19 protein-coding genes are annotated in these 22676 nt (G+C 61.5%); 6 read left to right on the top strand and 13 right to left on the bottom strand.

The annotated features are described in order from the left end of the window. Positions 1–1041: DUF6600 domain-containing protein (locus AC0L3D_RS03250; protein WP_473643109.1), on the bottom strand; the 1041-nt coding region annotated here is incomplete at its 3' end. 484 nt (positions 1042–1525) lie between these two features. On the opposite strand from AC0L3D_RS03250, the gene rnk reads away from it, so the two are divergent. From rnk to AC0L3D_RS03230, 4 genes are all read left to right on the top strand, one after another. Next, on the top strand, positions 1526–1987 hold the full coding sequence (gene rnk, locus AC0L3D_RS03245) for a nucleoside diphosphate kinase regulator (protein ID WP_287341618.1): 462 nt from the start codon (positions 1526–1528) through the stop codon (positions 1985–1987). A gap of 474 nt (positions 1988–2461) precedes the next feature. Then, on the top strand, positions 2462–2941 hold the full coding sequence (locus AC0L3D_RS03240; protein WP_287172713.1) for a VOC family protein: 480 nt from the start codon (positions 2462–2464) through the stop codon (positions 2939–2941). A 50-nt stretch (positions 2942–2991) separates the two neighbouring features. Continuing rightward, positions 2992–3435: an SRPBCC family protein gene (locus AC0L3D_RS03235; RefSeq protein WP_287191723.1), complete on the top strand. Its 444-nt coding sequence runs from the start codon at positions 2992–2994 to the stop codon at positions 3433–3435. Positions 3436–3480: 45 nt separating this feature from the next. Beyond that, positions 3481–3927: an SRPBCC family protein gene (locus AC0L3D_RS03230; protein WP_287363174.1), complete on the top strand. Its 447-nt coding sequence runs from the start codon at positions 3481–3483 to the stop codon at positions 3925–3927. A gap of 177 nt (positions 3928–4104) precedes the next feature. Here AC0L3D_RS03230 and AC0L3D_RS03225 read toward each other — a convergent pair whose 3' ends face one another. The 7 genes from AC0L3D_RS03225 to AC0L3D_RS03195 form a co-directional block, all read right to left on the bottom strand. Continuing rightward, positions 4105–5724, bottom strand: a complete 1620-nt coding sequence (locus tag AC0L3D_RS03225) for an ABC transporter ATP-binding protein (protein ID WP_473626505.1) — start codon at positions 5722–5724, stop codon at positions 4105–4107. A 1-nt stretch (position 5725) separates the two neighbouring features. Further along, positions 5726–6847, bottom strand: coding sequence for an ABC transporter permease (locus AC0L3D_RS03220; RefSeq protein ID WP_473643095.1), 1122 nt, complete (start codon positions 6845–6847; stop codon positions 5726–5728). Further along, a complete protein-coding gene (locus tag AC0L3D_RS03215) occupies positions 6840–7763 on the bottom strand; it encodes an ABC transporter permease subunit (protein ID WP_023799733.1) in 924 nt (307 codons plus the stop codon). The genes AC0L3D_RS03220 and AC0L3D_RS03215 overlap by 8 nt, the downstream gene beginning before the upstream one ends. 162 nt (positions 7764–7925) lie before the next feature. Then, entirely contained in the window at positions 7926–9518 is a 1593-nt protein-coding gene (locus AC0L3D_RS03210; RefSeq protein ID WP_023799734.1) for a peptide ABC transporter substrate-binding protein, read from the bottom strand. Positions 9519–9862: 344 nt separating this feature from the next. Continuing rightward, positions 9863–10345 carry an RES family NAD+ phosphorylase gene (locus AC0L3D_RS03205; RefSeq protein ID WP_473626503.1) on the bottom strand — a complete coding sequence of 161 codons (483 nt, stop codon included), beginning with the start codon at positions 10343–10345 and terminating at the stop codon, positions 9863–9865. After that, positions 10342–10773, bottom strand: a complete 432-nt coding sequence (locus AC0L3D_RS03200; RefSeq protein ID WP_473626502.1) for an antitoxin Xre-like helix-turn-helix domain-containing protein — start codon at positions 10771–10773, stop codon at positions 10342–10344. The genes AC0L3D_RS03205 and AC0L3D_RS03200 overlap by 4 nt, the downstream gene beginning before the upstream one ends. A 187-nt stretch (positions 10774–10960) precedes the next feature. Further along, the gene (locus AC0L3D_RS03195; RefSeq protein ID WP_473643093.1) at positions 10961–11809 is read right to left on the bottom strand and encodes a GGDEF domain-containing protein; all 849 of its coding nucleotides are present in this window, start codon (positions 11807–11809) and stop codon (positions 10961–10963) included. A 378-nt stretch (positions 11810–12187) separates the two neighbouring features. Here AC0L3D_RS03195 and AC0L3D_RS03190 point away from each other — a divergent pair, with 378 nt between their 5' ends. Both AC0L3D_RS03190 and AC0L3D_RS03185 read left to right on the top strand, forming a co-directional pair. Continuing rightward, positions 12188–12667, top strand: coding sequence for a TadE family protein (locus AC0L3D_RS03190; protein ID WP_473626499.1), 480 nt, complete (start codon positions 12188–12190; stop codon positions 12665–12667). Continuing rightward, positions 12668–14452, top strand: coding sequence for a pilus assembly protein TadG-related protein (locus AC0L3D_RS03185; RefSeq protein WP_473643091.1), 1785 nt, complete (start codon positions 12668–12670; stop codon positions 14450–14452). Positions 14453–14462: 10 nt separating this feature from the next. Here AC0L3D_RS03185 and bglA read toward each other — a convergent pair whose 3' ends face one another. From bglA to glgC, 5 genes are all read right to left on the bottom strand, one after another. After that, the gene (bglA, locus tag AC0L3D_RS03180; protein WP_473643089.1) at positions 14463–16085 is read right to left on the bottom strand and encodes a beta-galactosidase BglA; all 1623 of its coding nucleotides are present in this window, start codon (positions 16083–16085) and stop codon (positions 14463–14465) included. Beyond that, complete coding sequence (gene glgX / locus AC0L3D_RS03175) at positions 16075–18087, bottom strand: glycogen debranching protein GlgX (protein WP_473626496.1); 2013 nt, start codon at positions 18085–18087, stop codon at positions 16075–16077. The genes bglA and glgX overlap by 11 nt, the downstream gene beginning before the upstream one ends. Before the next feature lie 226 nt (positions 18088–18313). Next, positions 18314–19942 (bottom strand): alpha-D-glucose phosphate-specific phosphoglucomutase, encoded by a 1629-nt coding sequence (locus tag AC0L3D_RS03170; protein WP_473626494.1) that lies wholly within the window; start codon positions 19940–19942, stop codon positions 18314–18316. 3 nt (positions 19943–19945) lie between these two features. Then, on the bottom strand, positions 19946–21391 hold the full coding sequence (gene glgA / locus AC0L3D_RS03165) for a glycogen synthase GlgA (protein WP_473626493.1): 1446 nt from the start codon (positions 21389–21391) through the stop codon (positions 19946–19948). After that, positions 21392–22660, bottom strand: coding sequence for a glucose-1-phosphate adenylyltransferase (gene glgC / locus AC0L3D_RS03160; RefSeq protein WP_473643087.1), 1269 nt, complete (start codon positions 22658–22660; stop codon positions 21392–21394). Positions 22661–22676: the final 16 nt, after the last annotated feature.

Genomic DNA, 22676 nt, shown 5'->3' with positions numbered 1-22676 from the left:
CGCCTGTTCGGGCTCGGCCTGCTCCTGCTCGGCGGCGGGCTGCTCCTTGGCCTTCGGCTTCTCAGGCTTGGCCGCCTTTTCCGGTTCGGCCTGCTCCTGCTCGGCGGCCGGTTGCTCCTCGGTCGTCGGCTTCTCAGGCTTGCCCGTCTCTTCCGGCTCGGCCTGCTCCTGCTCGGCGGCCGGTTGTTCCTCGGTCGGCTTCTCAGGCTTGGCGGTCTCTTCCGGCTTGACCTCGTCATCCGGCGCCTGTTCGGTCGTTGCTGCGCCTTCGGTCGGCTTCGATTTCCGGCCTGCCTGAACCTGCTTCACCTCCTCGATGTCTTTGAGCTCAGCTGGTTTGGCCTCGGGATCGGCTTTCACTTCACCTTCAAAGACCGTGACCGTATTGTTTTCCACTTTGCCGGCCTGCTCGGGCGTCTCGGTCTCGCTGACCTCGACGACTGTCACCTGCTCGTCCGTCTCCTTCTCGATCACATCAACATCAATGACTTTGTTGATCACCACGTTGTTCTGGATGGTCACGTCGCCGGCCGGCTCGGCCGCCTCGACAATGCGCACAAACTCCGGCTCATCACGGATAACGACGACAGAAATGTCGTCAGCAAGGAATTCGCGGGTGGGGACCACGACCCAGTAAAAATCCGGCGTGGTGTCGATGGTCACCTCGATTGAAATCAAATCGGGATCACGGCGCGGCGGCAGCGGAGCCCAGATGACGTGCTCCCTTTCGCGCCGCCAGCTCACCCATGCCGGCGCCCAACGAGTGCCGGGAACCCAGTACCAGCCGATGTCATCGGCATAGCCCCAACGGCCGTAATGGTAGGTCGCCCAGCCGAACGGCTCGTCGGACACCCAGAGCCAGCCATGCTGCTCGGTATAGACCCAATGCCCAATGGTATACGGGCGCCAGTCGTCAGCTACATCAACCGGGACGAAAACGGTCGCTCCCCGGTACGAAACCCAATCACCATGGGAAGACAGTTTATCGTAGAATGTGCTGATCGAAACGGAAACGTCGGTGGCAGCCCTCGCCTCGGACACAAGCGACAATGGCGCCACCGGATTGGGAATCTCGACGATCGGGAGCAGGCCGGCGGCTACGCTGCCCAGCATCAGCCGTACAGCGTTTTGGGCAAGGACGCGTTTCATCGCAGTTTCCTCCGAAACAGATCGCCCTTCATCCTGGAAACTCACCGGCCGTCGAATTGTTCCCGCTTGGCATCACCGCGCCTTGCTACAGGGTCGTCTTGACTTCCCCGATCTCGGCACCAACTACGGTTATATGAACGCAACAAAAAAGATCCGTCGCGATTTTCTTTTCCGGGTTTGCCCCATCGCGGGATCGTAACCCCCGGCTCGGCTGCCATGTGCCCCGGGCCGCGGGGCAAGCACATAAAATCGACATCGAACGTAGGCAGGCCAGCACCGGCTCTGGGGCATCGGCTTTGAGCAAGATCTGCCTCGAATTGGCCCGTTAAACCATGCTTGAGGCAGCCCGCTCAACTGAGAATACGAGTATTCGAAAATGCAAGATAACATCAAGGCGCGGCGCAAGCCGACCATCCGCATCTCGAAATCGGACCATGCGCGTTTATCGGCGCTTGCGAGCACCGTGGCCGCACGAAATCCGCAGGCTTCCGATGAACTGCTCGCCGAACTCGAGCGAGCGCGCATCGTTTCCGATGGTTTGATCTCGGCGGGCGCCGTCCAGATGGGTTCGACGGTGACGTTCAAGCCCGATACCGGTGATGCGAAAACGGTGACGCTGGTTTTTCCTGGCGATGCGGACATCTCCGAAGGCAAGGTTTCAATCCTTACGCCGATCGGCACGGCACTGATCGGCCTCTCGGCCGGACAGTCGATCATGTGGACTGCGCGAGATGGGCGCCGGCATGAATTGTCGGTGCTTGCCGTGACCCGGCCTGCTCGGGAAAGCGATGCAGCCGATCAGCGTGCGCCAGCACCTTCGACGACGGCGGGCGACTAAAGCGCGTCGCGTTTGACCGGCCTCATGCGGCGCGCTTTAGGTTGTTGTTTGTTTCCGCGAAAACTGCGGGCATCAACGAGGACCTCAAGCGCCTTCTCCACGAATGCCTCGTGATATGGACAACCGGTGCTGAAGCAAACGGCCCGGCCCTACGCCGACCCGCTCTTACCAGCCGGCGGTTGGATGGATCGACTCGGGTTAGGTGGTCTTGCCGCGTGGCAAAAAAATAACAGGTTGGCTGTCGGGAGGCGCACCACTTGTTCGTCCTTTGGACACGAAGCAACGAAACCAGGTGAAAGACCCGTGAGCGAGTTTAGATCATCGAACACATCTGCGGTCGATGTAATCCAGGCCGACCTTATGATGGCGTTCATCGGTCCCGTTCAGGCCGGCGAGCCGCCCAAGGGCTGGTTCGACTGAGGTCTGACAGTCGCGGCACGAACAAATACCACCCAAGAACCGAGGAGATTAAAAATGACGAAACTCGTGACCTGCCTGTGGTTCGACCACGGCGAAGCACGCAAGGCGGCAGAGTTCTATGCCGCCACCTTTCCCGACAGCCATGTGGATCGGCTGAATGCGGCCGCGTCGGACTATCCCGGCGGCAAGGAAGGCAATGAACTGACGGTCGAGTTCACAGTGCTCGGCCAGTCTTTTCTAGGCCTGAACGGCGGCCCGAATTTCAAGGCGAACGAATCCGTCAGCCTGATGGTGCTGACCGAAGATCAGGAAGAGACCGACCGCTACTGGAAGGCGATCGTTGGAAACGGCGGCAGCGAGAGCGCCTGCGGATGGTGCAAGGACCGGTGGGGCTTCTCCTGGCAGATCACGCCGAAGCGGCTGATGGAACTGACGACCAGTCCCGACCGCGCAAAGGCCAGGCGCGCGATGGAGGCGATGATGACGATGAAGAAAATCGATATCGCGGCGCTGGAAGCCGCAGCAGCAGGCTAACCAGATCCACGGCAACGACGCCCTGGTGAACTCAACGAATGGAGATGATCATGCCCAATACCGTTAAACTGCACCGGGTCCTCGCCACCAAGCCCGAAAAGGTCTACCGCGCATTTCTGGAACCTGACGCGGTCGCGAGTTGGCTCCCGCCCTTCGGTTTTACCTGTACTGTGCATGAGCTTGAGGCGAAGGAAGGCGGCAAGCACAGAATGTCGTTTCGAAACTTCACGACCGGGCAAAGCCATTCCTTCGGCGGCACCTATCTGAAACTCGTCCCCGGCGAGACGCTCGTCTACAGCGACGTGTTCGATGATCCGAACCTTCCGGGCGAGATGAAAGTGACCGTCACGCTGACGGCCGTTTCAGTCGGAACGGAGATGACGGTGGTTCAGGAGAACGTGCCCGATCTGATCCCGGTCGAGGCATGTTATCTCGGTTGGCAAGAGTCGCTGCGCAAGCTTGCTCACCTCGTCGAGCCCGAAATCACGCAGTAACCGTCTGCGTGATCTCATTCGACTGCGACGACAAGGAAACCAGAAATGACCAACCAGAAGATCACCATTGCCACCACGATCGCCGCGCCGATCGAACGCGTCTGGGAGGCCTACACGACGCCCGGCGATATCACACAGTGGAACTTCGCTTCCGACGACTGGTGCTGCCCAAGCGCGGAAGCCGACCTAAAGGTGGGCGGCGGCTACAAGGCGCGCATGGAAGCCAAGGACGGCAGCTTCGGCTTCGATTTCGAGGCGGTGTACGAAGAGGTCGAGCCGTACAAGGCGATCGCATTCGCCGTGAGCGACGGGCGCAAGGCGCGTACGACCTTCGAAGCTGTAGGCAACGGTACGAAGGTGACGACCATATTCGATGCCGAGACGCAGAACTCCATCGACATGCAGCGTGACGGCTGGCAGGCGATCCTGGACAACTTCGGGCGTTATGTTGAATCCAGCGCAGGACATGAGCAAGTTCAAGGAGGTCGCTGAACTCCGCCGGAAGCAGTTTTTTCAAGCCCTGTCGGCGGAGACGATCGTCGAGATGATAGCGCTCTAAACGCCCGAGGCGATGATCGAGACGAAGCCATAGCAGCCCTGGCTGCAGACGACGGTCTATTCGCCTCGGGACCTTTCAATCACTATCCGCTGCAGTCCTGACCGGCCGCGCTATGCGCTCAAGCGAAACCGTGTGACGTCGATGGCCGCGGCCATCAGTGTCTGCGTGTAGGATGCCTGCGGATTGCTGAAGATCGCCTCGGTCGGCCCTTCCTCGACGATCTTGCCCTGCTTCATGACGATGATGTAGTCGGCCATGGCACGCACGACGGCGAGATCGTGGCTGATGAACAGGTAGGACAGTTCATGGTCGGCCTGCAGCTTGCGCAGCAATTCGACGATCTGCTTCTGGACGGACCGATCGAGCGCCGACGTCGGCTCGTCGAGGACGACCACCTTGGGCTTGAGGATCATCGCCCGCGCGATGGCGATGCGTTGGCGCTGGCCGCCGGAAAATTCGTGCGGGTAGCGATTGCGCGCATTCGGGTCGAGCCCGACCTCACGCAAGGCCTCGATGGCGCGGAGGTCGCGTTGCCTACCCGACAGAGTCGGCTCATGCACCAGAAGCCCTTCGGTGATGACCTGGCCGACGGTCATGCGCGGCGACAGCGAACCGAACGGGTCCTGAAAGACCAGCTGCAATTCGCGCCGCAGCGGCCGCATGGCCTGGCGGTCGGCGGCAGAAATATCGCGATCGCCAAAGCGGATGAGCCCATCGCTTGGCAGGAGCCGCAGCAGGGCTCGGCCGAGCGTCGATTTTCCTGAACCGGATTCGCCGACGATGCCGATGGTCTGGTTGCGTTTGAGCCGGATCGAAATGTGATCGACTGCGCGCAGGATCAGCGGCTCTCCGGCAAGAAACCCGCCGCCGATCTTGAAGGTCACCTCGACATTCCTGCCTTCGAGCAGGACGGGCGCATTTGGCGGTGGCGGCGCCTTGGTTCCGGTCGGCTCGGCGGCCAACAGCATCTTGGTATAGGCATGCTGCGGATTGACGAAGATCGCTTCCGCCTCGCCCTCCTCGACGACTTCGCCGGAGCGCATGACATAAACGCGGTCGGCAAGGCGCCGGACAATGCCGAGATCGTGGGTGATGAAGACAATCGCCATGCCGAGCTTGCGCTGCAGTTCGGCGAGCAGCATGAGAATCTGCGCCTGGATGGTCACGTCGAGCGCGGTCGTCGGTTCGTCTGCAATCAGTATGTCGGGGTCGTTGGCCAGCGCCATGGCGATCATGACCCGCTGTCGCTGGCCACCCGACAATTCGTGCGGATAGGATTTCATCCGCCGCTCGGGATCGGGAATATGGACCAGCCGCAAGAGCTTGAGCGCCTCTTCGCGTGCCTGCGCCGCGCCAAGGCCACGATGCCGGCGGATCGGTTCGATCAGCTGGTTGCCGATCGAATAGAGCGGATCGAGCGAGGTCATCGGCTCCTGGAAGATCATGCTGATCTTGCGGCCGCGGACTCGGTTGAGCTCGGACTTGTGCAGGGCCAAAAGGTTGCGGCCGCGATAGTCGACGACGCCCGTCGCCTCGCCGTTCGAGGCCAGCAGGCTCATCGCCGCCATCATCGTCTGGCTTTTGCCGGAACCGGATTCGCCGACAACGGCAACGGTTTCGCCTGCATTGACGTGGATGTTGATGCCCTTGACCGCCTCGACCACACCGTCAAGCGTGCGGAAGCGGACGCGAAGGTCCTTGACGCTGAGGATCGTTTCGGAGGTGTCCATCTCAACGATCCCTGGGGTCGAGCGCGTCGCGCAGGCCGTCGCCGACGAAATTCAGCGCGAACAGCGTCGAGACAAGGAAAAATGCTGGGAACAAAAGCAGCCAGTTGGCGGTGCCGATGTTCTTGGCGCCGATCGAGATCAGCACGCCCCAGCTGGTCATCGGTTCCTGCACGCCGAGCCCGAGGAACGACAGGAAACTCTCCAGGATGATGACCTGCGGCACCAGCAGCGTCATATAGATGACCACTGGGCCAAGCAGGTTGGGAATGACGTGGCGGATCAGAATGCCGCGCTGGCCTATGCCCATCGCCTCCGCCGCCTGGACATATTCCTGCCGCCGGATCGAGAGCGCCTGTCCGCGCACGATGCGCGCCATGTCGAGCCACAGCACGGCGCCAACCGCCAGGAACATCAGCACGAAGTTCCGGCCGAAGAACACCACCAGCATAATGACGAAGAAAATGAACGGCAGCGAATAGAGCACATCGACAATGCGCATCATCACCTCGTCTATCCTGCCGCCGGCAAGGCCGGCCGCAGCGCCGTAGAGCACGCCGATGACGCCCGCAACGACCCCGGCGAGCAGGCCGATGGCCAGCGAGATGCGCCCGGCCATCAGCGTCCGCGACAGGAGATCGCGGCCAGTATTGTCGGTGCCGAACAGGAAATACTGCTGCCTGATTGAAGCGCTCATCACCGCTTCAAGGCCGTCAGCCGATTTGCTCTCTATCTTGGTGTTGTCGAAGGCATCGGAACGATCGAGGTAGCGGACATTGCGGTCGTCGATCGGCTTGCGCGATGTGACGGTGACGAAGATGCGATTGTCTTCCTGCCGCCACTGCTTGATGTCGACACGCATGCGCTTGATCGCCTCGTTGAGCGCGGTTTCTATCTTGTCGGGCTTCGGATAGGCCGACAAGCTCGGCGGCATGCGCACATAGTCGGCGTAGATGGTGGTGTATCGATGCGGCACCAAAGAGGGTCCGAACACGCTGAGGATCGCGATGAAGGCAAGATAATACAGGCTGAACATGGCGGCGCGGTTGGCCTTGAGGCGCGCCCAGGCATCGCCCCACAGGGAACGGCCGACGATGGCCGGAGCGGTGGCTGCGATGTCAGTCATAGCGCACCCTCGGATCGACGAAGGCATACATGACGTCGACGATCAGGTTGAAGACGATGGTGAACAGCGCGATGACCACCACGGTGCCCATGACCAGCGTGTAGTCACGGTTGAGCGCGGCCTCGACGAAATAGCGGCCGATGCCGGGAATGGAAAAGATCGTCTCGACGATGATCGAGCCGGTGAGCAGTGCCGCCGCCGCCGGGCCGGTGAAGGAGACAATCGGCAATATGGCACCGCGCAGCGCATGCTTGACGACCACCGACCAGTCCGACAGGCCGAGCGCACGTGCGGTGCGAATGTGGTGCGAGCGCAAAGATTCGATCATCGAGCCGCGCATCAGGCGGGCGACGATGGCGATCTGCGGCAAGGCGAGGGTCAGCACAGGGCCGATCTTGTTGAGCAGGGCGCCATCGCCCCAGCCGCCGATCGGCAGGAGTTTCCAGGTCAGACCGAACAGAAGCTGGATAACCGGCGCGATGACGAAGGTCGGAATGGTGCTGCCGGCGGTCGCCAGAGCGATCACCGAATAGTCGGCAAGCTTGTTCTGGTTGAGCGCGGCAATGGTGCCGAGGAGGCCGCCAAGCAGCAGCGCCAGGATCAGGGCCGAGGCGCCGATCTGGATCGAAACGGGCAGGCCCCTGGCAAACAATTCGCCGACAGTGAAATCCGGCATGTTGTAGCTCGGACCGAAATTGCCGCGCAGCAGATTGCCGAGATAGTGGACATATTGCAGCCAGAGCGGGTCGTTGAGACCGAACTGCGCTTCGAGATTGGCCTTGATCTCGGGGCTCAGGCCCCGCTCCTGATTGAACGGGCCGCCAGGCGCGACGCGTATCAGGAAGAACGCCATGGTCACGATGACCAACAGCGTCGGAATGGCGGTCAGAAGCCGCCGGAATACGTAACGCAGCATCGGTTCCCCGCTTTGCTAGCAAACCGGGACCGCCGCCCCTAACGCATGACCCGAGCCGAAGGTCCGGAGAGGATCACGTGCAAATTCAAGGCGTTACAGCGCCCTGTGCGCGCCCCAAAGGACGCGCGGCGCTGTAAAGGAGCGGCAGTCCGGCCAAGGAGATCAGTCCTTGGAGATGAAGCGGGACGGATGCACATCCATGACGTTGTCCTCGAAGCCATGAAGCTTCGGAGAAACGATATCCTTGTAGCTATAGTAGAGAAGCGGGATGTTGCCGACGTCATCGACGAGGATGCGCTCAGCCTCGGCGAGTTCTTTCATGCGCTCTTCGGGCTTGCCGCCGGCGGCGGCCGCCTCGTCCATGGCCTTCTCGAATTCCGGGCTGTTGTAGCCCGAATAGTTGTTGCCGCTTGCCTTGCGGGAGATGCCGAGGAAGGTTTCCGGATCCTTGTAATCCGCAATCCAGCCGGCACGCGCCACGTCGTAGTCGCCCTTCTGCTCAAGGAAGGAGTAGTGGGTCTTGGTGTCGGTGTTGAGCAGCGTGATTTCGACGCCGAGCGGCTTCAACTGCTCCTGGATGGCGACTGCAGTGTTCTTGTGGTTTTCCGACGTGTTGTAACGGATTTCCATCTTCAGCGGTTTCTCGGGCGTATAGCCAAGCTTCTCGAGTACCTTCTTGGCCTCATCCTCGCGGTCGATCTGCGACATGTCCGCGTATTTGGCCATTGCCGGCGTATAGCCCTCAATGCCCGGAGGCACCATCGAATAGCCGGGCAGCATTGAGTTCTGCCAGACCTTTTCGGCAAGGAAATCGCGGTCGACTGCCATGGAGATGGCATTGCGCAGTTCGACGTTGTCCCACGGAGCCTTGTCGGTCTTGATCGAAAAATAGTAGGTGCCGAGGTAAGGTCCAACGCGAATCTGATCGCCAAACTTGGCCTTGAGATCGGCGAGCTGCTCGGTCGGGAGGTCGTCGTAGCTGTCGAGTTCGCCGGCCTCGAAGCGCTTTATCGCCGACGAACGATCTTCGGTCGGGATGTAGTTGACGACGTCGAGCTTGACGCTCGCAGCATCCCAGAATTTCGGATTCTTGACCAGTTTGATGTGGTCGTTGGGAACCCACTCCGCCAGGGTAAAGGGGCCGTTGGAGACCAGATTGCCCGGCTTGATCCAATCGGCGCCGAGCTTGTCAATGGACGCCTTGCTGACCGGATAAGTCGCCTGGTGGGTCAGCATTTCAAGGAAATAGGGCGTGGGCGCCTTCAGCGTCACTTCCAGAGTATTTGCGTCGATTGCCTTGACGCCCATCTCCTCCGGCTTCGCCTTCTTGGTGTTCACCTCCTCGGCGTTCTTCACGGGATAGAGCATCGAAGCATATTCGGCGCCGGTGGCCGGATCTTCCAGCCGATGAAACGCGTAGACGAAGTCATCTGCCGTGACCGGGCTACCATCCGACCAGACACCGTCCTTGCGCAGCTTGAAGGTGTAGACAGTGCCGTCGTCCGATACAGTCCAGCTTTCGGCGGCGCCCGGAATGACGTTCGCCTTCTGGTCTTGCATGACCAGCCCCTGGAACAGGTCACGCAATACAGCGGCTTCGTATATTGTCGAGGTCTTGTGCGGGTCGAGCGACTCCGATTCGGCGGCGGTGCCGCGGTTGTAGACGACCTCGGCGAAGGCTGGCGTGTAGAACGTGCCGGCGGCCAAAGCCATGGTTGTGGCGAACACCGTCGCCTTCAGCATGTTTTTCAGCATGAAGTTCTCCCTGTCGAGGCGGCCGTTCAGCTGCGCCTCTTGAGTGTTGACGCCCCGAAGCCGATTAGCTGGCCCCTTTGAGCGCGCCGCCGGTTCCCTTTCCGGCGGCTGGTGGGCAAACAGTAACGTGGTGATTTTTTATTTCAACAGACTCGTGAGGTCACCCTAAGTAAGGCGCAGCAACAGCCACTGCGCGGCCGGCAGAACAGCGGTCAAAACCATGGACCGAGCCTTCCAGCTACGCAAAAGCAGCTCGGCCACGCCTCGGCCGAGCGATGACTCGCAGATACCAGCGCCGACGTCCGGTGAATCTCACCAAGGCCTCTTGAGAAAGCCCCTCCCCGTTACGCGCCAAACAGCCGCCGGTCCCAGTAGACCGGCTGGTGCAGGCCTGTGTGGATCTTTGAAAACTCCGGATGCGCAGGATTGATCAGCACATTGCAATCGAGACGCGCCACGACACTCGGCACCAGCAGGATGGCGCTGCGCCGTTCTAAACACCAGGTTTCGCCGAATCCCTGGCTCACCATCGCCGGCATCGTGTCCCAGCCGGGCAGTGACGGCTGGGAAAAGACCTCGTAGCTCAGTCCGCGCGGGATTGTGACTTCGATGTAGTGCTGGTTGGGCGGCAGTCGGCCGCTGCCATGCACCAGCTTTTCCAACAGGATCGTCGAATAGTGCTCGCTGGTGTAGATGATAGGACTTCCGGGCGTGTTCCACCGCCCAGGCGCGATTGTCGAGCCGGTCGCATCGAAGATCGGGTAGGTGCCGGCCGGATCGCCGATACGAAAGGACAATAGTGTGCGATCGAGTATCTGCGCCGTCACGCAGCACTGCCGTACTTCAGACCTGCGAGAATATCGACCACCATTTCGGCACCGAACTCGCTCATGATAACGACGTCGATCGGTCGCTTGTCCTCAATCATCGGGTGCGGCCGAAACAAGAAATCACGCGCTTCCTCTTCGTTCTGCCAGACATCGACAGCAAGGCCCCAGACGCGCGCGACGCGGGCCAATCGTGTGCCCTCGTCCGACGAGAGACGATGTACCGCCTTGCGCCGCTCATAGGTCGCCTTGGGGATCAGCCGGTATTTGAACTGAGCATCGCCAGGCGCCAGAAGATGCGCAACGCGCTCAAGTGCGCCAAAGGGAAGTCCATCCTCGATCCGGGAGATCAGCCCGAAAGGCGACCGCGCCGCCACCTCTTTAACGGGCAGCCCCAACACGTCGGCGACATTTCCGAGCGCTAGCATATCACTCTCCATTCCATGTGAGGCAATAGTTAGCCTCACATGATGCGTCATGCAAGCCACCCGTTCAATCTGCGGCCTGTCTGCGAATACGAGAGCGTAACCGCAGGCGCAGAGAACGTCGATGCGTTCATCCTCTCTCTAATTCCGATCCGGGTTTGGATAGGTAGAGCCATCGTGCCAGTCACGATCATGCGAATACCGGTCCGAACCCGGCGGTTGCGACGATGCAGTCGCGCCCCCTGTTCTTTGCCACATAGAGAGTCTGATCAGCGCGCAGCAAGATGTTATCCAAGATTTGGCCTGGTCCGTGCAGGCAAATCCCGATGCTGACGGTGATTTCTCGGTCCTCGATGCCGACTGCCCGTCTGATACCGCGCATGTTCTGTCTGATCCGCTCGGCCACTTCCAATGTCTTGTCGCGGCCAGCTTCGACCAGGAACACAGCGAACTCCTCGCCGTCGATGCGCGCCGCCAAGTCGCTTTCCCGAATCGAGCTGCGAATAACGCTGCCCATCTCCTGGAGGACGGCATCGCCGATGGCATGACCAAAGGTGTCGTTGATGGATTTGAAATGGTCGGCGTCCATGAACAGCACGGCGCCTTCCTTGAAGGCCTCGGAACCCACGATTGCCTCGGCCTCCTCAAAGAAGGTTTTCCTGTTGGCGAGGCTTGTGAGGTGGTCGATGCGTGCTGCCCGGTCGAGCTTGGCGGCCATCAAGGCGAGATTCAACTGCTGTCTCAGGAAGAAATAGCCGAGCGGAAATCCAACCGCGACGGTGATGACCGTTGTCAAAAACAAGTCCAAGAGGAGGCGGTCGGCAAAGAAGATACCATAGAAAACGAGGGTGAGAGTATCCGCACCGATGATGGCCGCCAAAACCACGACGCAGGTCTGCCTGAACAGCGAGAGCTTCCCGAAGCGTGTCAGGAAATAATGTGATGCCGTCATTCCGCCAACTGCCTTTGGGTAAACCCTAACCCGTGAGTGGTAAACACAAGTTACAATTAGCGGCAGCAATTTGGACACAACCCGCACGTCAGATCCTACACATTGCGCGAAAACCCTTGCAACTCGTGGGAAGTTGGGAAGGGCAATAGCCTGCAGCGGATCGCATGATATTGATGCAAGTCAATGGGGTATCCTTACTAAACCCTACGTTGTGGTCGATGGGATCGACGGCGCTTTCTCTGCAACGAGCAGGTTGCGCCGCTTTTGTTGAAGAAGTCGGGCGCCGAAGCGGGGCGCTGCGTCGGCTGATGAATTCCACGACTTGGCGGAAGAACCGCTTCAAGCATTCGCTTCCGGCAGGAAATCTTTCGTCGATTCCACTTTGCCACAATGTCTTAATCCGCCTTTAAGCAACCACGGGTTACATCTTTTGCGAGCTTCGGTATGTCTTGATGGGCGACGGACATGAACAGCGCGGAAACTGGGACAATAGCTAAAAAGCGGCGCAATACGCGTCAGCTAAAACGCAAATTACACCAGTTTCGAGAACCGTCCGGAACGTCCGCGATCGAATTCGCACTGCTTGCGCCCTTTTTCATCTTGCTCCTGCTCGGCATGGTTGCATATGGCATTTATTTTGGCGCCAGTCATTCCGTGCAGCAGATCGCAGCGGACGCCGCACGCACGGCGATTGCCGGGCTGAACGAAGATGAGCGCCAGGCGCTGGTGACCAGTTTCGTCACCACCAATGCCGCGGGATATCCATTCGTCGATTCCGACAAGCTGACCTACCAGGCCAAGGACAGCACGGCCGACGGAAACCAGTTCGTCGTGTCCATCCAATATGATGCCCGCAACCTGCCGGTCTGGAATCTGTTTCCGGCGCTGCCCATGCCTGGCACCACGATCTCACGCCAGTCGACAATCCGGGTCGGAGGCATCTGAATGTCGCAAACTTTGGCGGGCAGGATCGGCCGGGTCGCCCGCTCGATGCTTGGCGACCTGACGGCGAACTTCGCCGTCATGACGGCGCTGTGCGCACCGTTCGCGCTGGCGCTGGCCGCCTTCGCCATCGATGAAGGCTCGATCTATGTGGAGCGCCGGGAAGCTCAAGCAATGACCGATCTGGCGGCAATCACCGCCGCCTCCAACATCAACAACATTGAAGCCGCGGTGGTGACCACGCTCGGCGACAACGGAATGCCGGGTATCGTTGTTCAGAAGGCAGGGCAGACGATCACCCCTGCCCTTGGAAAGACTATCGTGTCGGTCACCCCCGGCCGATATTCAGCAGAGTCGTCGCTCGGCGTCGACAAGCGCTTCAAGGCCGGCAAAACGCCCTACAACGCCGTCCATGTCACGCTGAAAAAGGTTCCTGCCCGCTATTTCGCGAGTTCGCTTATCCCTACGCCGGTGATCGGCACCCAAGCCGTGGCCAGCATAGCGCCGCAGGCGATGTTCTCGGTCGGGTCCAGGCTTCTCAGCGTCAATGGCGGCATCCTCAACGCTCTTCTCAGCAAGTTCCTGGGCGGCAACATCGCGCTCAGCGTCATGGACTACAACGCTCTGATCGCTGCCGACGTGAACCTGCTTTCGTTCATCGATGCCCTTACCGTTGAGATGCAGCTGACGGGTGTCAGCTATTCGGAGGTGCTGGCTTCCAAAGCGACGGTGGGCGAGATAGCGACCGCCATGGCTAATGTTTCACCCGTTGGCAGCACCAGCAAGCTGGCTTTGCAGACAATCGCGTCAAGGACCACCAACACGGTCAAGATACCGCTCAATCATCTTGTCGATCTTGGTTCAATGGGCCAGTTGGGCCTCGGGCAAAAGTCGCCCGGCTTTTCGGTCGACGCCAGCGCCATGGGCATGCTGACCACCGCTGCTGCACTGGCCAACGGCTCGAAGCAGGTCGAGCTCAATCTCGGAGCCGCCATTCCGGGGCTTGCCTCCACCACGCTTGCGATTGCAATCGGCGAACCTGCACAATTCTCGCCATGGCTGACAATCGGCGAGAAGGGTGCTGTGGTGCGTACGGCGCAGACGCGGATCAAGCTGGTGGCGTCCGTCGGCGGCAGCAATGCGACTCTCGGTGGCGGCATCAGCCTGCTGGCCGTCAAACTGCCGTTGCATGTCGAGGTGGCCTCTGCCGAAGCCAAGCTGACCGACATCAGCTGCCCGACGGGGCACCCCGACAGTTTGAAAGTTACCATTGCCGCACGTCCGGGCCTTGCCTCGCTGCACCTTGGCGCCAGCGATGCCGATAACAGCCCCTCCGCCTTCGCCGATTTCAGCAACCCACAGTCGTTTCAAAATGCCGAAATCGCGCAGGTCAGCGTGAAGCTTCTGTTTCTCACCCTCAATCTGATCGGCGTGAATGGTTCTGCAGCCGTTGAGATCGCCAACAACGATCCGACGATCTTGATCTTCAACAGCACCGACATCGCAAGCAAGACGATAAAGAACGCCTCGACGAAGAACCTGACGCAATCTCTCACCACGTCGCTGGTCAACAATTTGTCGCTTTCGGTCAGTGCGCTGGGCCTCGGGCTTGATGTAACCGCCTTGCTCGGAACCGTGAAGCCGGCAGTGGTGGCGCTGCTGAACGGCGTGACGGCGCCGGTCGACGAATTGGTTTACAACGTGCTTGGGGCGCTGGGCGTGCGCGTCGGCGAGGCCGATGTCCGGGTCATGGGCGCGACTTGCGGGCGCTCTGTGCTTGTTCAGTGAGCTGGAGAGATCAGCCGGCTCGTCCGAGAAAGCAGCCCAACGGCGGCAGCGACAGAATCTTTTCCTGCAAGGCGGCACCAGCGCCAAGGTCGATCGTCTCTGCGACATCGGTACCCTGCGGCAACGGCCAGTTGGCCGGCTCCTCGGCGAAGTTGAAAACGCACAGCAGCTTCTCGCCGCCACCTTCGCGAATGAAGGCAAGCACTTCGCCCTCGGCATCGAGAAAACGGATCGAACCTTGTACCAGCGCCGCATGCCGCTTGCGCAACGCCAGCATCGCCCGATAGCTGGCCAGAACTGACTTTTCCTCGCCGTTCTGGATATCGACCGCGCGGGCGCCATGGCTTTCCGGGATTGGAAGCCACGGCCTGCCGATTGAAAAGCCGGCATTGTTGGCGCCCTTCTCCCACACCATCGGCGTGCGGCAGCCATCCCTGCCCTTGAACCCCGGCCAGAAGCGGATGCCGTAAGGATCGCGCAGATCCTCGAACGCCAATTCCGCCTCCTCCAGCCCGAGTTCCTCACCCTGATAGAGGCAGATCGATCCACGCAGGCATGACAGCAGCGCGATGGAGAACTTCGCCGTCCTTTCCGGGTCGCCGCCGGGCCTTGTCCATCGCGTCACATGGCGAACGACATCGTGGTTGGAAAACGCCCAGCAGACCCAGCCGTCGGAGACAGCACTCTCGAACGCTTCGACGCAGCCACGCACATGCGCCGCCGAGAATTGCGGACCGAGCAGGTCGAATGTGTAGCACATGTCGAGCTTGTCGCCGCCGGTGTAGGCGGCGAGCGTCTGCAACGAACGGGCTTCGTCGCCGACCTCGCCGACAGCGGCGCGGCCCTCATATTCGTCGAGCAGCGCCCGAAACCGCTTGAGGAAAGCCAGGTTTTCGGGCTGCGTCTTGTCAAACAAATGCTCCTGATAGAGGTACGGATTGGTTTCGGTGTTGGTGCCTGCGACGCTTGACGCCAGGGGCGGGTTGCTGCGCAGCCAGCGGTCATGGACATAGTAGTTGACGGTATCGAGGCGAAACCCGTCGACGCCGCGCTCCAGCCAAAACCGCACCGTTTCCAGCAGGGCGTCCTGAACCTCCGGATTGTGGAAATTGAGGTCCGGCTGCGAGGCGAGGAAATTGTGCATGTAATATTGCCTGCGGGTCGCGTCCCACTCCCAGGCTGGGCCGCCGAAGACCGACAGCCAATTGTTGGGCGCGGTGCCGTCGGGCCTCGGATCGCCCCAGACATACCAATCCGCCTTGGGGTTATCGCGGCTCGTACGGCTTTCGATGAACCATTCGTGCCGGTCGGACGAATGCGACAGGACCTGGTCGATAATGACTTTCAGGCCGAGACGGTGCGCCTCGGCGACCACCGCATCGAAATCCGCTGATGTGCCAAACATCGGATCGACGGCTGTATAGTCGGATACGTCGTAGCCCATATCGGCCATCGGCGACTTGAAGAAGGGTGATAGCCAGACGGCGTCGACGCCAAGCGATGCGACATGCGCCAGCCTCGATGTGATACCACGCAGATCGCCACTGCCATCCCCCGTCGTGTCCTGGAACGAGCGCGGGTAGATCTGGTAGATGACGCAGCCGCGCCACCACTCGGCGTGGTCACTTGCCACTCGGGTCCTCCTTTATCTGAGCCTGCGCGGCTTCGTGTTCGATCATGAAAATCACCGTTCGCCCCGGCACCGGCCGTGAAATTCCGGCTGCGCCGTCCGGTGTTTCGATGGCTGGCTGCCAGCGAAATCCGTCGCGCTCCGGCAGCGTGAACATACATGCCCGGCGATCGCCATTGATGACAACGGCAAGGCGGCAATCATCGCTGCCGAGCATCATAACCAGGCGGTACCGCCCCGGATCCCGCCAGCCTGCCTCGTCGAGCGGCGTGCCGGTTTCGGTGAGCCAGACGACGTCCGTTATTTCTGACCCGTCGGGCGGTTCTCCAGTCAGGATGCGCGTGTCGGAAAGCGCCGGCACGCAACGACGCGTCGCGGCGAGCAAAACGGCGTATTGTCCCAGCGCCCGATCGCGCCCGGACCAGTCGAGCCAGGTGATCTCGTTGTCCTGCGCATAGGCGTTGTTGTTGCCCTTCTGGGTGCGGCCGAATTCGTCTCCGGCGGTCAGCATGATCGTGCCGCGTGAGGCAAACAGCGTGGCCAGCAGCGCACATCGATCATCGAAACGTGCCGTAACGATCGCACGGTCGCCGGTCTCGCCCTCGACGCCATTGTTCCAGGACAGATTGTCGTCGTGGCCATCGCGGTTCTGCTCGCCATTGGCCTCATTGTGCTTGTGCTCGTAGGCAACAATGTCGGCCAGCGTCATGCCGTCATGTGCGGCGATGAAATTGACGCTGCGGCTCCTCTGCTGGCCTGGCTTGGCAAACACGTCGGACGAGCCGGCAAGCCGGGTGGCGAGCGCGCCGACCATGCCGCTGTCGCGGCGCCAGAACCGGCGGATGTCGTCGCGATATCTGTCGTTCCATTCGAGGAAGGGCGGCGGAAAATTGCCAAGCTGATAGCCGTCCGGGCCGATATCCCATGGCTCGGCGATGAGCACCCGGTCGCCAAGGAGCGGATCATCCCGAATAGCCATGAGCAGTGGCGCAGCGGCGTCGAACGCGCCATCGACCCGCCCCAGAATTGGCGCCAGGTCGAAGCGGAAACCGTCGACGCCGGCGTGGCAGACAAAGTGACGAAGCGTGTCGAGGACCATTTCCCGGACGACCGGATGACCACAAGCGACGGTGTTGCCGGTGCCGGTGTCGTTGGTCAAGCTGCCGTCCGGCCGATGCCGGTAGTAGGCGCGGCTGTCGAGGCCGCGCAGCGACAGCGTCGGCCCAAGCCTGTCGCTTTCGCCGGTGTGGTTGAAGACAAGATCGAGGATGACGCCGATGCCGGCCCCACGCAGCGTGGCAACCGTCTGCCGCAATTCCGCGAGACCGCCGGGCGCCAGACGCGGATCGAGCGCCATGAAGGTCACGGGATTGTAGCCCCAGGCATTGCGCAGCCCGAGCGGCGGCAAATGCCGCTCGTCGATCGATGCCGTCACCGGCATCAGTTCGACCGCCCCGACCCCGAGCTTTTTCAGGTGCTCGACGATGGCCGGATGGGCAAGGGCTGCAACCGTCCCGCGCTGGGGCTTCGGGATGTCCGGATGCAGCATGGTGAAGGCGCGCACCGGCACTTCATAGATCAGGCCACCGGGCTGGAACAGCGGCGGTAAGACGGGCACCGGCCGCGGCAGGGTGGCGGTAATCGCCTTCGGCAGCAGCGGCGCAGTGTCCGTGCCCTCGCCCCGGCGCGCGGCGAGCCTGACGTCATAGACATAAGACCTGTCGATTTCGACGGCATAGGGGTCGACCAGCAGCTTGTCGGGATCGAACCAAAGCCCGTTCTCGGGCGTATAATCGCCATCGGCGCGAAATCCGTATCGGGTGCCGGCGGCGAGGCCGGCAACGAAAAGCGCGTGAACGCCCTCGCCTTCCGGCTGGAGTTCGAGCCGGTCGATCTCCCCCTCTCCCTGCTCATCGAAGATCGAGACCCAGAGCCGGCTGGCCGCGGACGACCATGCGGCAAAGCGGATGCCGCCGCGGGTGACGGTGGCACCGAGTGAGTTCATACGGCGATCCCTTCTCCCCTTGTGGGAGAAGGTGGATCGGCGCGCAGCGCCGAGACGGATGAGGGGTGCTGGAAGAAACGAGGCATGGGCGATTTGGGCAAAGGTGTGCGCCAAGCTGGAACACCCCTCATCCGACCGAGCTTCGCTCGGCCCCCTTCTCCCACAATGGCAGAAGGGGGAGCCTCGCAACGCAGGCCGAACTCAGACGGCCGGCTGTCAACCAAACTCAAGTAATCACGCTCGGCTTGGCGCGGCCGGTATGGCTGCGAATCCCGGCGATATCTTCGGCTGCCGCAATCAGGTCGGCAAGCGCCTCCTGCGTGTCGAGATCGTGCCTGGACCTGTCCGGCTCGTAGCGCTCGATATAGACGCGCAGCGTCGCCCCCGAGGTACCGGTGCCGGAGAGACGGAAGACGACGCGCGATCCGCCTTCGAACAGCACCCTGATGCCCTGGTTCCTGGCTATCGAGCCGTCGACCGGGTCGTGATAGGCGAAATCGTCGGCGCTGGCGATCTTCATGCCGCGCACGCTGGTGCCGGGCAAGGAAGCGAGCCTGGCCCGCAATTGGTCGACCAGCGCATTGGCGCGGTCGGTCTCGACCTCCTCGTAGTCATGGCGTGAGTAGTAATTGCGGCCATAGGCGGCCCAGTGCTCGGTGACGATCTGCTTGGCGCTTTCGCCGCGGGCAGCGAGGATATTGAGCCACAAAAGCACGGCCCACAGCCCGTCCTTTTCGCGGACATGGTTGGAGCCGGTTCCGGCACTTTCCTCGCCGCAGATCGTCGCCATGTCGGCATCGAGCAGATTGCCAAAGAATTTCCAGCCGGTCGGCGTTTCATAGATGCCGATGCCGAGCTTTTCGGCGACGCGGTCGGCTGCACCGCTGGTCGGCATCGAGCGGGCGATGCCTTTCAGCCCGGCCTTGTAGCCCGGCGCCAGATGAGCATTGGCGGCGAGCATAGCCACCGAATCCGACGGGGTGACGAAAATGCCCTTCCCGATGATCAGGTTGCGGTCGCCGTCGCCGTCGGAAGCGGCGCCGAAATCCGGCGCATCCGGTCCCATCATCTCGTCATAGAGGTGCTTTGCGTGGACCAGGTTCGGGTCTGGGTGGTGGCCGCCGAAATCCGGCAGGGGAACGAAATTGCGGGCGGTGCCTTTCGGCGCGCCGAGCCGGTTTTCCAGGATCTCCTTGGCATAGGGACCGGTCACGGCATGCATGGCGTCGAAGCGCATGCGGAAGCCTGACTTGAACAGCCCACGCAACGCATCGAAATCGAACAGGTTTTCCATCAGCTCGGCATAGTCGGCGACCGGGTCGATCACCTCGACGGTCATGCCGCCCGCCTCGACGGTACCGATCGTGTCGAGGTCGACCGTGCCGATATCGGCGGTCTTGAAGCTCGAAATCATCTTGGTCTTGGCGAAGATCGCGTCGGTCAGCTTTTCCGGTGCCGGGCCGCCATTGCCGCCATTGTATTTGATGCCGAAATCCTCGTGCGGGCCGCCCGGATTGTGGCTGGCCGACAGGATGATGCCGCCGAAGGTATTGTATTTGCGAATGATGTTGGAAGCGGCCGGCGTCGACAGGATGCCGCCCTGCCCGACCATCACCTTGCCGAAACCGTTTGCCGCGGCCATGGCGATGGCCTTCTGGATGACTTCGCGGTTGTAAAAGCGGCCGTCGCCGCCGATCACCAGCGTCTTGCCCTCGAACCCGTCCAGCGCATCGAAAATCGACTGGATGAAGTTCTCGGCATAGTGCTCCTGCTGGAACACCGGCACTTTCTTGCGCAGCCCGGACGTGCCGGGCTTCTGGTCGAGATAAGGTTTGGTGGCGACGGTGCGTATCATGTGTCAGACAGCCCTTTTCGAAAGCAGCAAGCGATAGAGTTCGAGGTATTTTTCTGCGCTTTTATCCCACGACACATCCGCCTTCATCCCTTGCCGCTGCACCGACGTCCAGATTGCAGGGTTGGCGTGCGCCGCGACCAGCCGGCGGATGGCGTGCAGCAAGGCGCCGGCATCGGCGGGTGCGAACTGGAAGCCGGTCGCCACACCTGCCGAAATCGCCGCTTCATTGGCGTCGATGACGGTGTCGGCAAGACCGCCGGTGCGGGCGACGACCGGCACGCAGCCATAGCGCAGGCCGTAAAGCTGCGTCAGTCCGCAAGGCTCGAAGCGCGATGGGATGACGATGGCGTCACAGCCGCCCTGCATGGTGTGGGAAAGCGCCTCGTCATAACCGACGACGACGCCGATGCGACCGCGATGGCGGGCGGCGGCGGCCAGCAGCGCGCCTTCGAGGCCGGCGTCGCCGGACCCCAGGATCGCCAGGCGGGCACCCCTCGCAACAATCCCGTCGACGACCGTTGCCAGTATGTCCATTCCCTTCTGCCAGGTGAGCCGGCTGACCACGCAGACGATCGGACTGTCGTCGCGGTCAAGGTTGAAACGATCCTCGACGGCGGTCCGGTTGGGGTGCCGGGCCTTCAATGTCTTGGCCGTGTAGTTGGAAACCAGATGCTTGTCGGTTTCAGGGTTCCATATCGCGGTGTCGATGCCGTTGACGATGCCATAGAGATCGACGGACCGCATGTTGATGAGGCCATCGAGCCCCATGCCGAATTCCGGCGAGCGGATCTCCTGCGCATAGGTCGGGCTGACTGTGGTGATGGCCCAGGCGGCCTGCAGGCCAGCCTTGAGGAAACCGACGCCGCCATAATATTCGACGCCGTCGAGCGCCATGGCCGCCGCCGGCAAACCGAGTTCGCCAAAGATGCCGGCGCCGAACTGGCCCTGGAAAGCGAGATTGTGGACGGTGACCATCGACGGCGTGCCGACCGCCTTGCCGTAGCGCATATAGGCCAGCGTCATCGCCGATTGCCAGTCATGGGCATGGACGATGTCCGGCTGGTAGCCCGAGACGGCGCCGCCGGCGATGTCGCCGCCAACCTGGCTCAGGGCCGCGAAACGCCGCCAATTGTCCGGCCAGTCGGCGCCGGTGGCATTGCCGTAGGGGCCGCCGGGGCGATCGAACAGATGCGGCGCGTCGAGCACGAACAGGTCGAGCCCGGCGATCTGGACGGCATGGACCGAAGCCTTGCCGCCTTGCAGCAGCGGATAGTGGTGAACGGGTTTTTTCTTCTTGAAGGCATCCATGATCTGGGGATAGCCGGGAACAAGCGTGCGCATCGTCACGCCCTTGCCGGCGAGCGCGACCGGTAATGCGCCGGTCACGTCGGCAAGCCCGCCAGTCTTGATCAGAGGAAATATTTCGGGCGTGACCGACAGGACCTGCATTCACGACAATCCCAGTTTGTCGATCATGGCCTGCGTGACGAGGCAGATGCCCTTTTCGGAAACGCGGAAGCGCTTGGCGTCGAGGACGGGATCCTCGCCGACCACGAGCCCTTCGGGAATCCTGACGCCATGATCGATCACCACGCGCTTCAATCTCGCGCTGCGGCCGACCTGGCAGTCGGGCAGCATGACGACGTCCTCGAGCGTCGAATAGGAGTTGATGCGCGCGCCGGTGAAGATCAGGCTTCGCTTCAGCGACGCGCCTGAGACGATGCAATCGCCCGAGACCAGCGAGGATACCGCCGAGCCACGGCGACCATCCTCGTCATGCACGAACTTTGCCGGCGGCTTCAGCTCGGCATAGGTCCAGATCGGCCAGTCGCGGTCGTATAGGTCGAGCTCGGGCGTGATGTCGGTGAGGTCGATATTGGCTTCCCAATAGGCGTCGACGGTCCCGACATCGCGCCAGTAGGCTTCGTTCTCGGCGGTCGAGCGCACGCAGGATTTGGCGAAGCGATGGGCGATCGCCTTGCCGTGCTCGACGACATAGGGGATGATGTCCTTGCCGAAGTCACGGCTTGAGCCCAGTTCGGCCGCGTCGCGGCGCAGCTGCTCCATCAGGAACTTGGTCTTGAACACGTAGATGCCCATCGAGGCCAGGGCAAAATCCGGCTTGTCGGGAATGCCGGGCGGATCGGCGGGCTTCTCGATGAAGGAGATGATGGTGTCCTTCTTGTCGACATGCATGACGCCGAAGCCGGTCGCCTCCATACGCGGCACTTCGAGGCAGCCGACGGTGACGTCGGCGCCGGCGTCGACATGCTGGCGAAGCATCAGCTCATAGTCCATCTTGTAGACGTGATCGCCGGCCAGGATGACCATGTATTCGGGCCCGTAGGCCTCGATGATGTCGATGTTCTGGTAGACGGCATCCGCCGTGCCCTCATACCATTGCGTTTCCGATACGCGCTGACTGGCCGGCAGGATGTCGAAGCTCTCGTTTCGCTCGGGCCGCAGGAAGTTCCAGCCGCGCTGCAGGTGGCGGATCAGCGAATGCGCCTTGTACTGGGTGGCGACGCCGAGGCGGCGAATACCGGAATTGAGCGCATTGGACAGCGCAAAATCGATGATGCGCGTCTTGCCGCCGAAATAGACCGCCGGCTTGGCGCGCCGGTCGGTCAATTCCCTGAGGCGGCTGCCACGGCCGCCGGCCAGCACATAGGCCATGGCATCGCGCGCCAGCGGCTGGGTTCGTTTTATCTCTGCCATTTTATCCTCCCAAGTT

It is taken from the genome of Mesorhizobium sp. WSM4837 (assembly GCF_055811435.1).
This window is presented reverse-complemented; position numbering and strand designations above follow the sequence as displayed.

What these genes read in the sequence shown, in the direction of transcription:
- rnk (WP_287341618.1), top strand. Translation starts at nt 1,526, where the DNA reads ATGCAAGATAACATCAAGGCGCGGCGCAAGCCGACCATCCGCATCTCG.
- AC0L3D_RS03240 (WP_287172713.1), top strand. Translation starts at nt 2,462, where the DNA reads ATGACGAAACTCGTGACCTGCCTGTGGTTCGACCACGGCGAAGCACGC.
- AC0L3D_RS03235 (WP_287191723.1), top strand. Translation starts at nt 2,992, where the DNA reads ATGCCCAATACCGTTAAACTGCACCGGGTCCTCGCCACCAAGCCCGAA.
- AC0L3D_RS03230 (WP_287363174.1), top strand. Translation starts at nt 3,481, where the DNA reads ATGACCAACCAGAAGATCACCATTGCCACCACGATCGCCGCGCCGATC.
- AC0L3D_RS03225 (WP_473626505.1), bottom strand. Translation starts at nt 5,724, where the DNA reads ATGGACACCTCCGAAACGATCCTCAGCGTCAAGGACCTTCGCGTCCGC.
- AC0L3D_RS03220 (WP_473643095.1), bottom strand. Translation starts at nt 6,847, where the DNA reads ATGACTGACATCGCAGCCACCGCTCCGGCCATCGTCGGCCGTTCCCTG.
- AC0L3D_RS03215 (WP_023799733.1), bottom strand. Translation starts at nt 7,763, where the DNA reads ATGCTGCGTTACGTATTCCGGCGGCTTCTGACCGCCATTCCGACGCTG.
- AC0L3D_RS03210 (WP_023799734.1), bottom strand. Translation starts at nt 9,518, where the DNA reads ATGCTGAAAAACATGCTGAAGGCGACGGTGTTCGCCACAACCATGGCT.
- AC0L3D_RS03200 (WP_473626502.1), bottom strand. Translation starts at nt 10,773, where the DNA reads ATGCTAGCGCTCGGAAATGTCGCCGACGTGTTGGGGCTGCCCGTTAAA.
- AC0L3D_RS03190 (WP_473626499.1), top strand. Translation starts at nt 12,188, where the DNA reads ATGAACAGCGCGGAAACTGGGACAATAGCTAAAAAGCGGCGCAATACG.
- AC0L3D_RS03185 (WP_473643091.1), top strand. Translation starts at nt 12,668, where the DNA reads ATGTCGCAAACTTTGGCGGGCAGGATCGGCCGGGTCGCCCGCTCGATG.
- glgX (WP_473626496.1), bottom strand. Translation starts at nt 18,087, where the DNA reads ATGAACTCACTCGGTGCCACCGTCACCCGCGGCGGCATCCGCTTTGCC.
- AC0L3D_RS03170 (WP_473626494.1), bottom strand. Translation starts at nt 19,942, where the DNA reads ATGATACGCACCGTCGCCACCAAACCTTATCTCGACCAGAAGCCCGGC.
- glgA (WP_473626493.1), bottom strand. Translation starts at nt 21,391, where the DNA reads ATGCAGGTCCTGTCGGTCACGCCCGAAATATTTCCTCTGATCAAGACT.
- glgC (WP_473643087.1), bottom strand. Translation starts at nt 22,660, where the DNA reads ATGGCAGAGATAAAACGAACCCAGCCGCTGGCGCGCGATGCCATGGCC.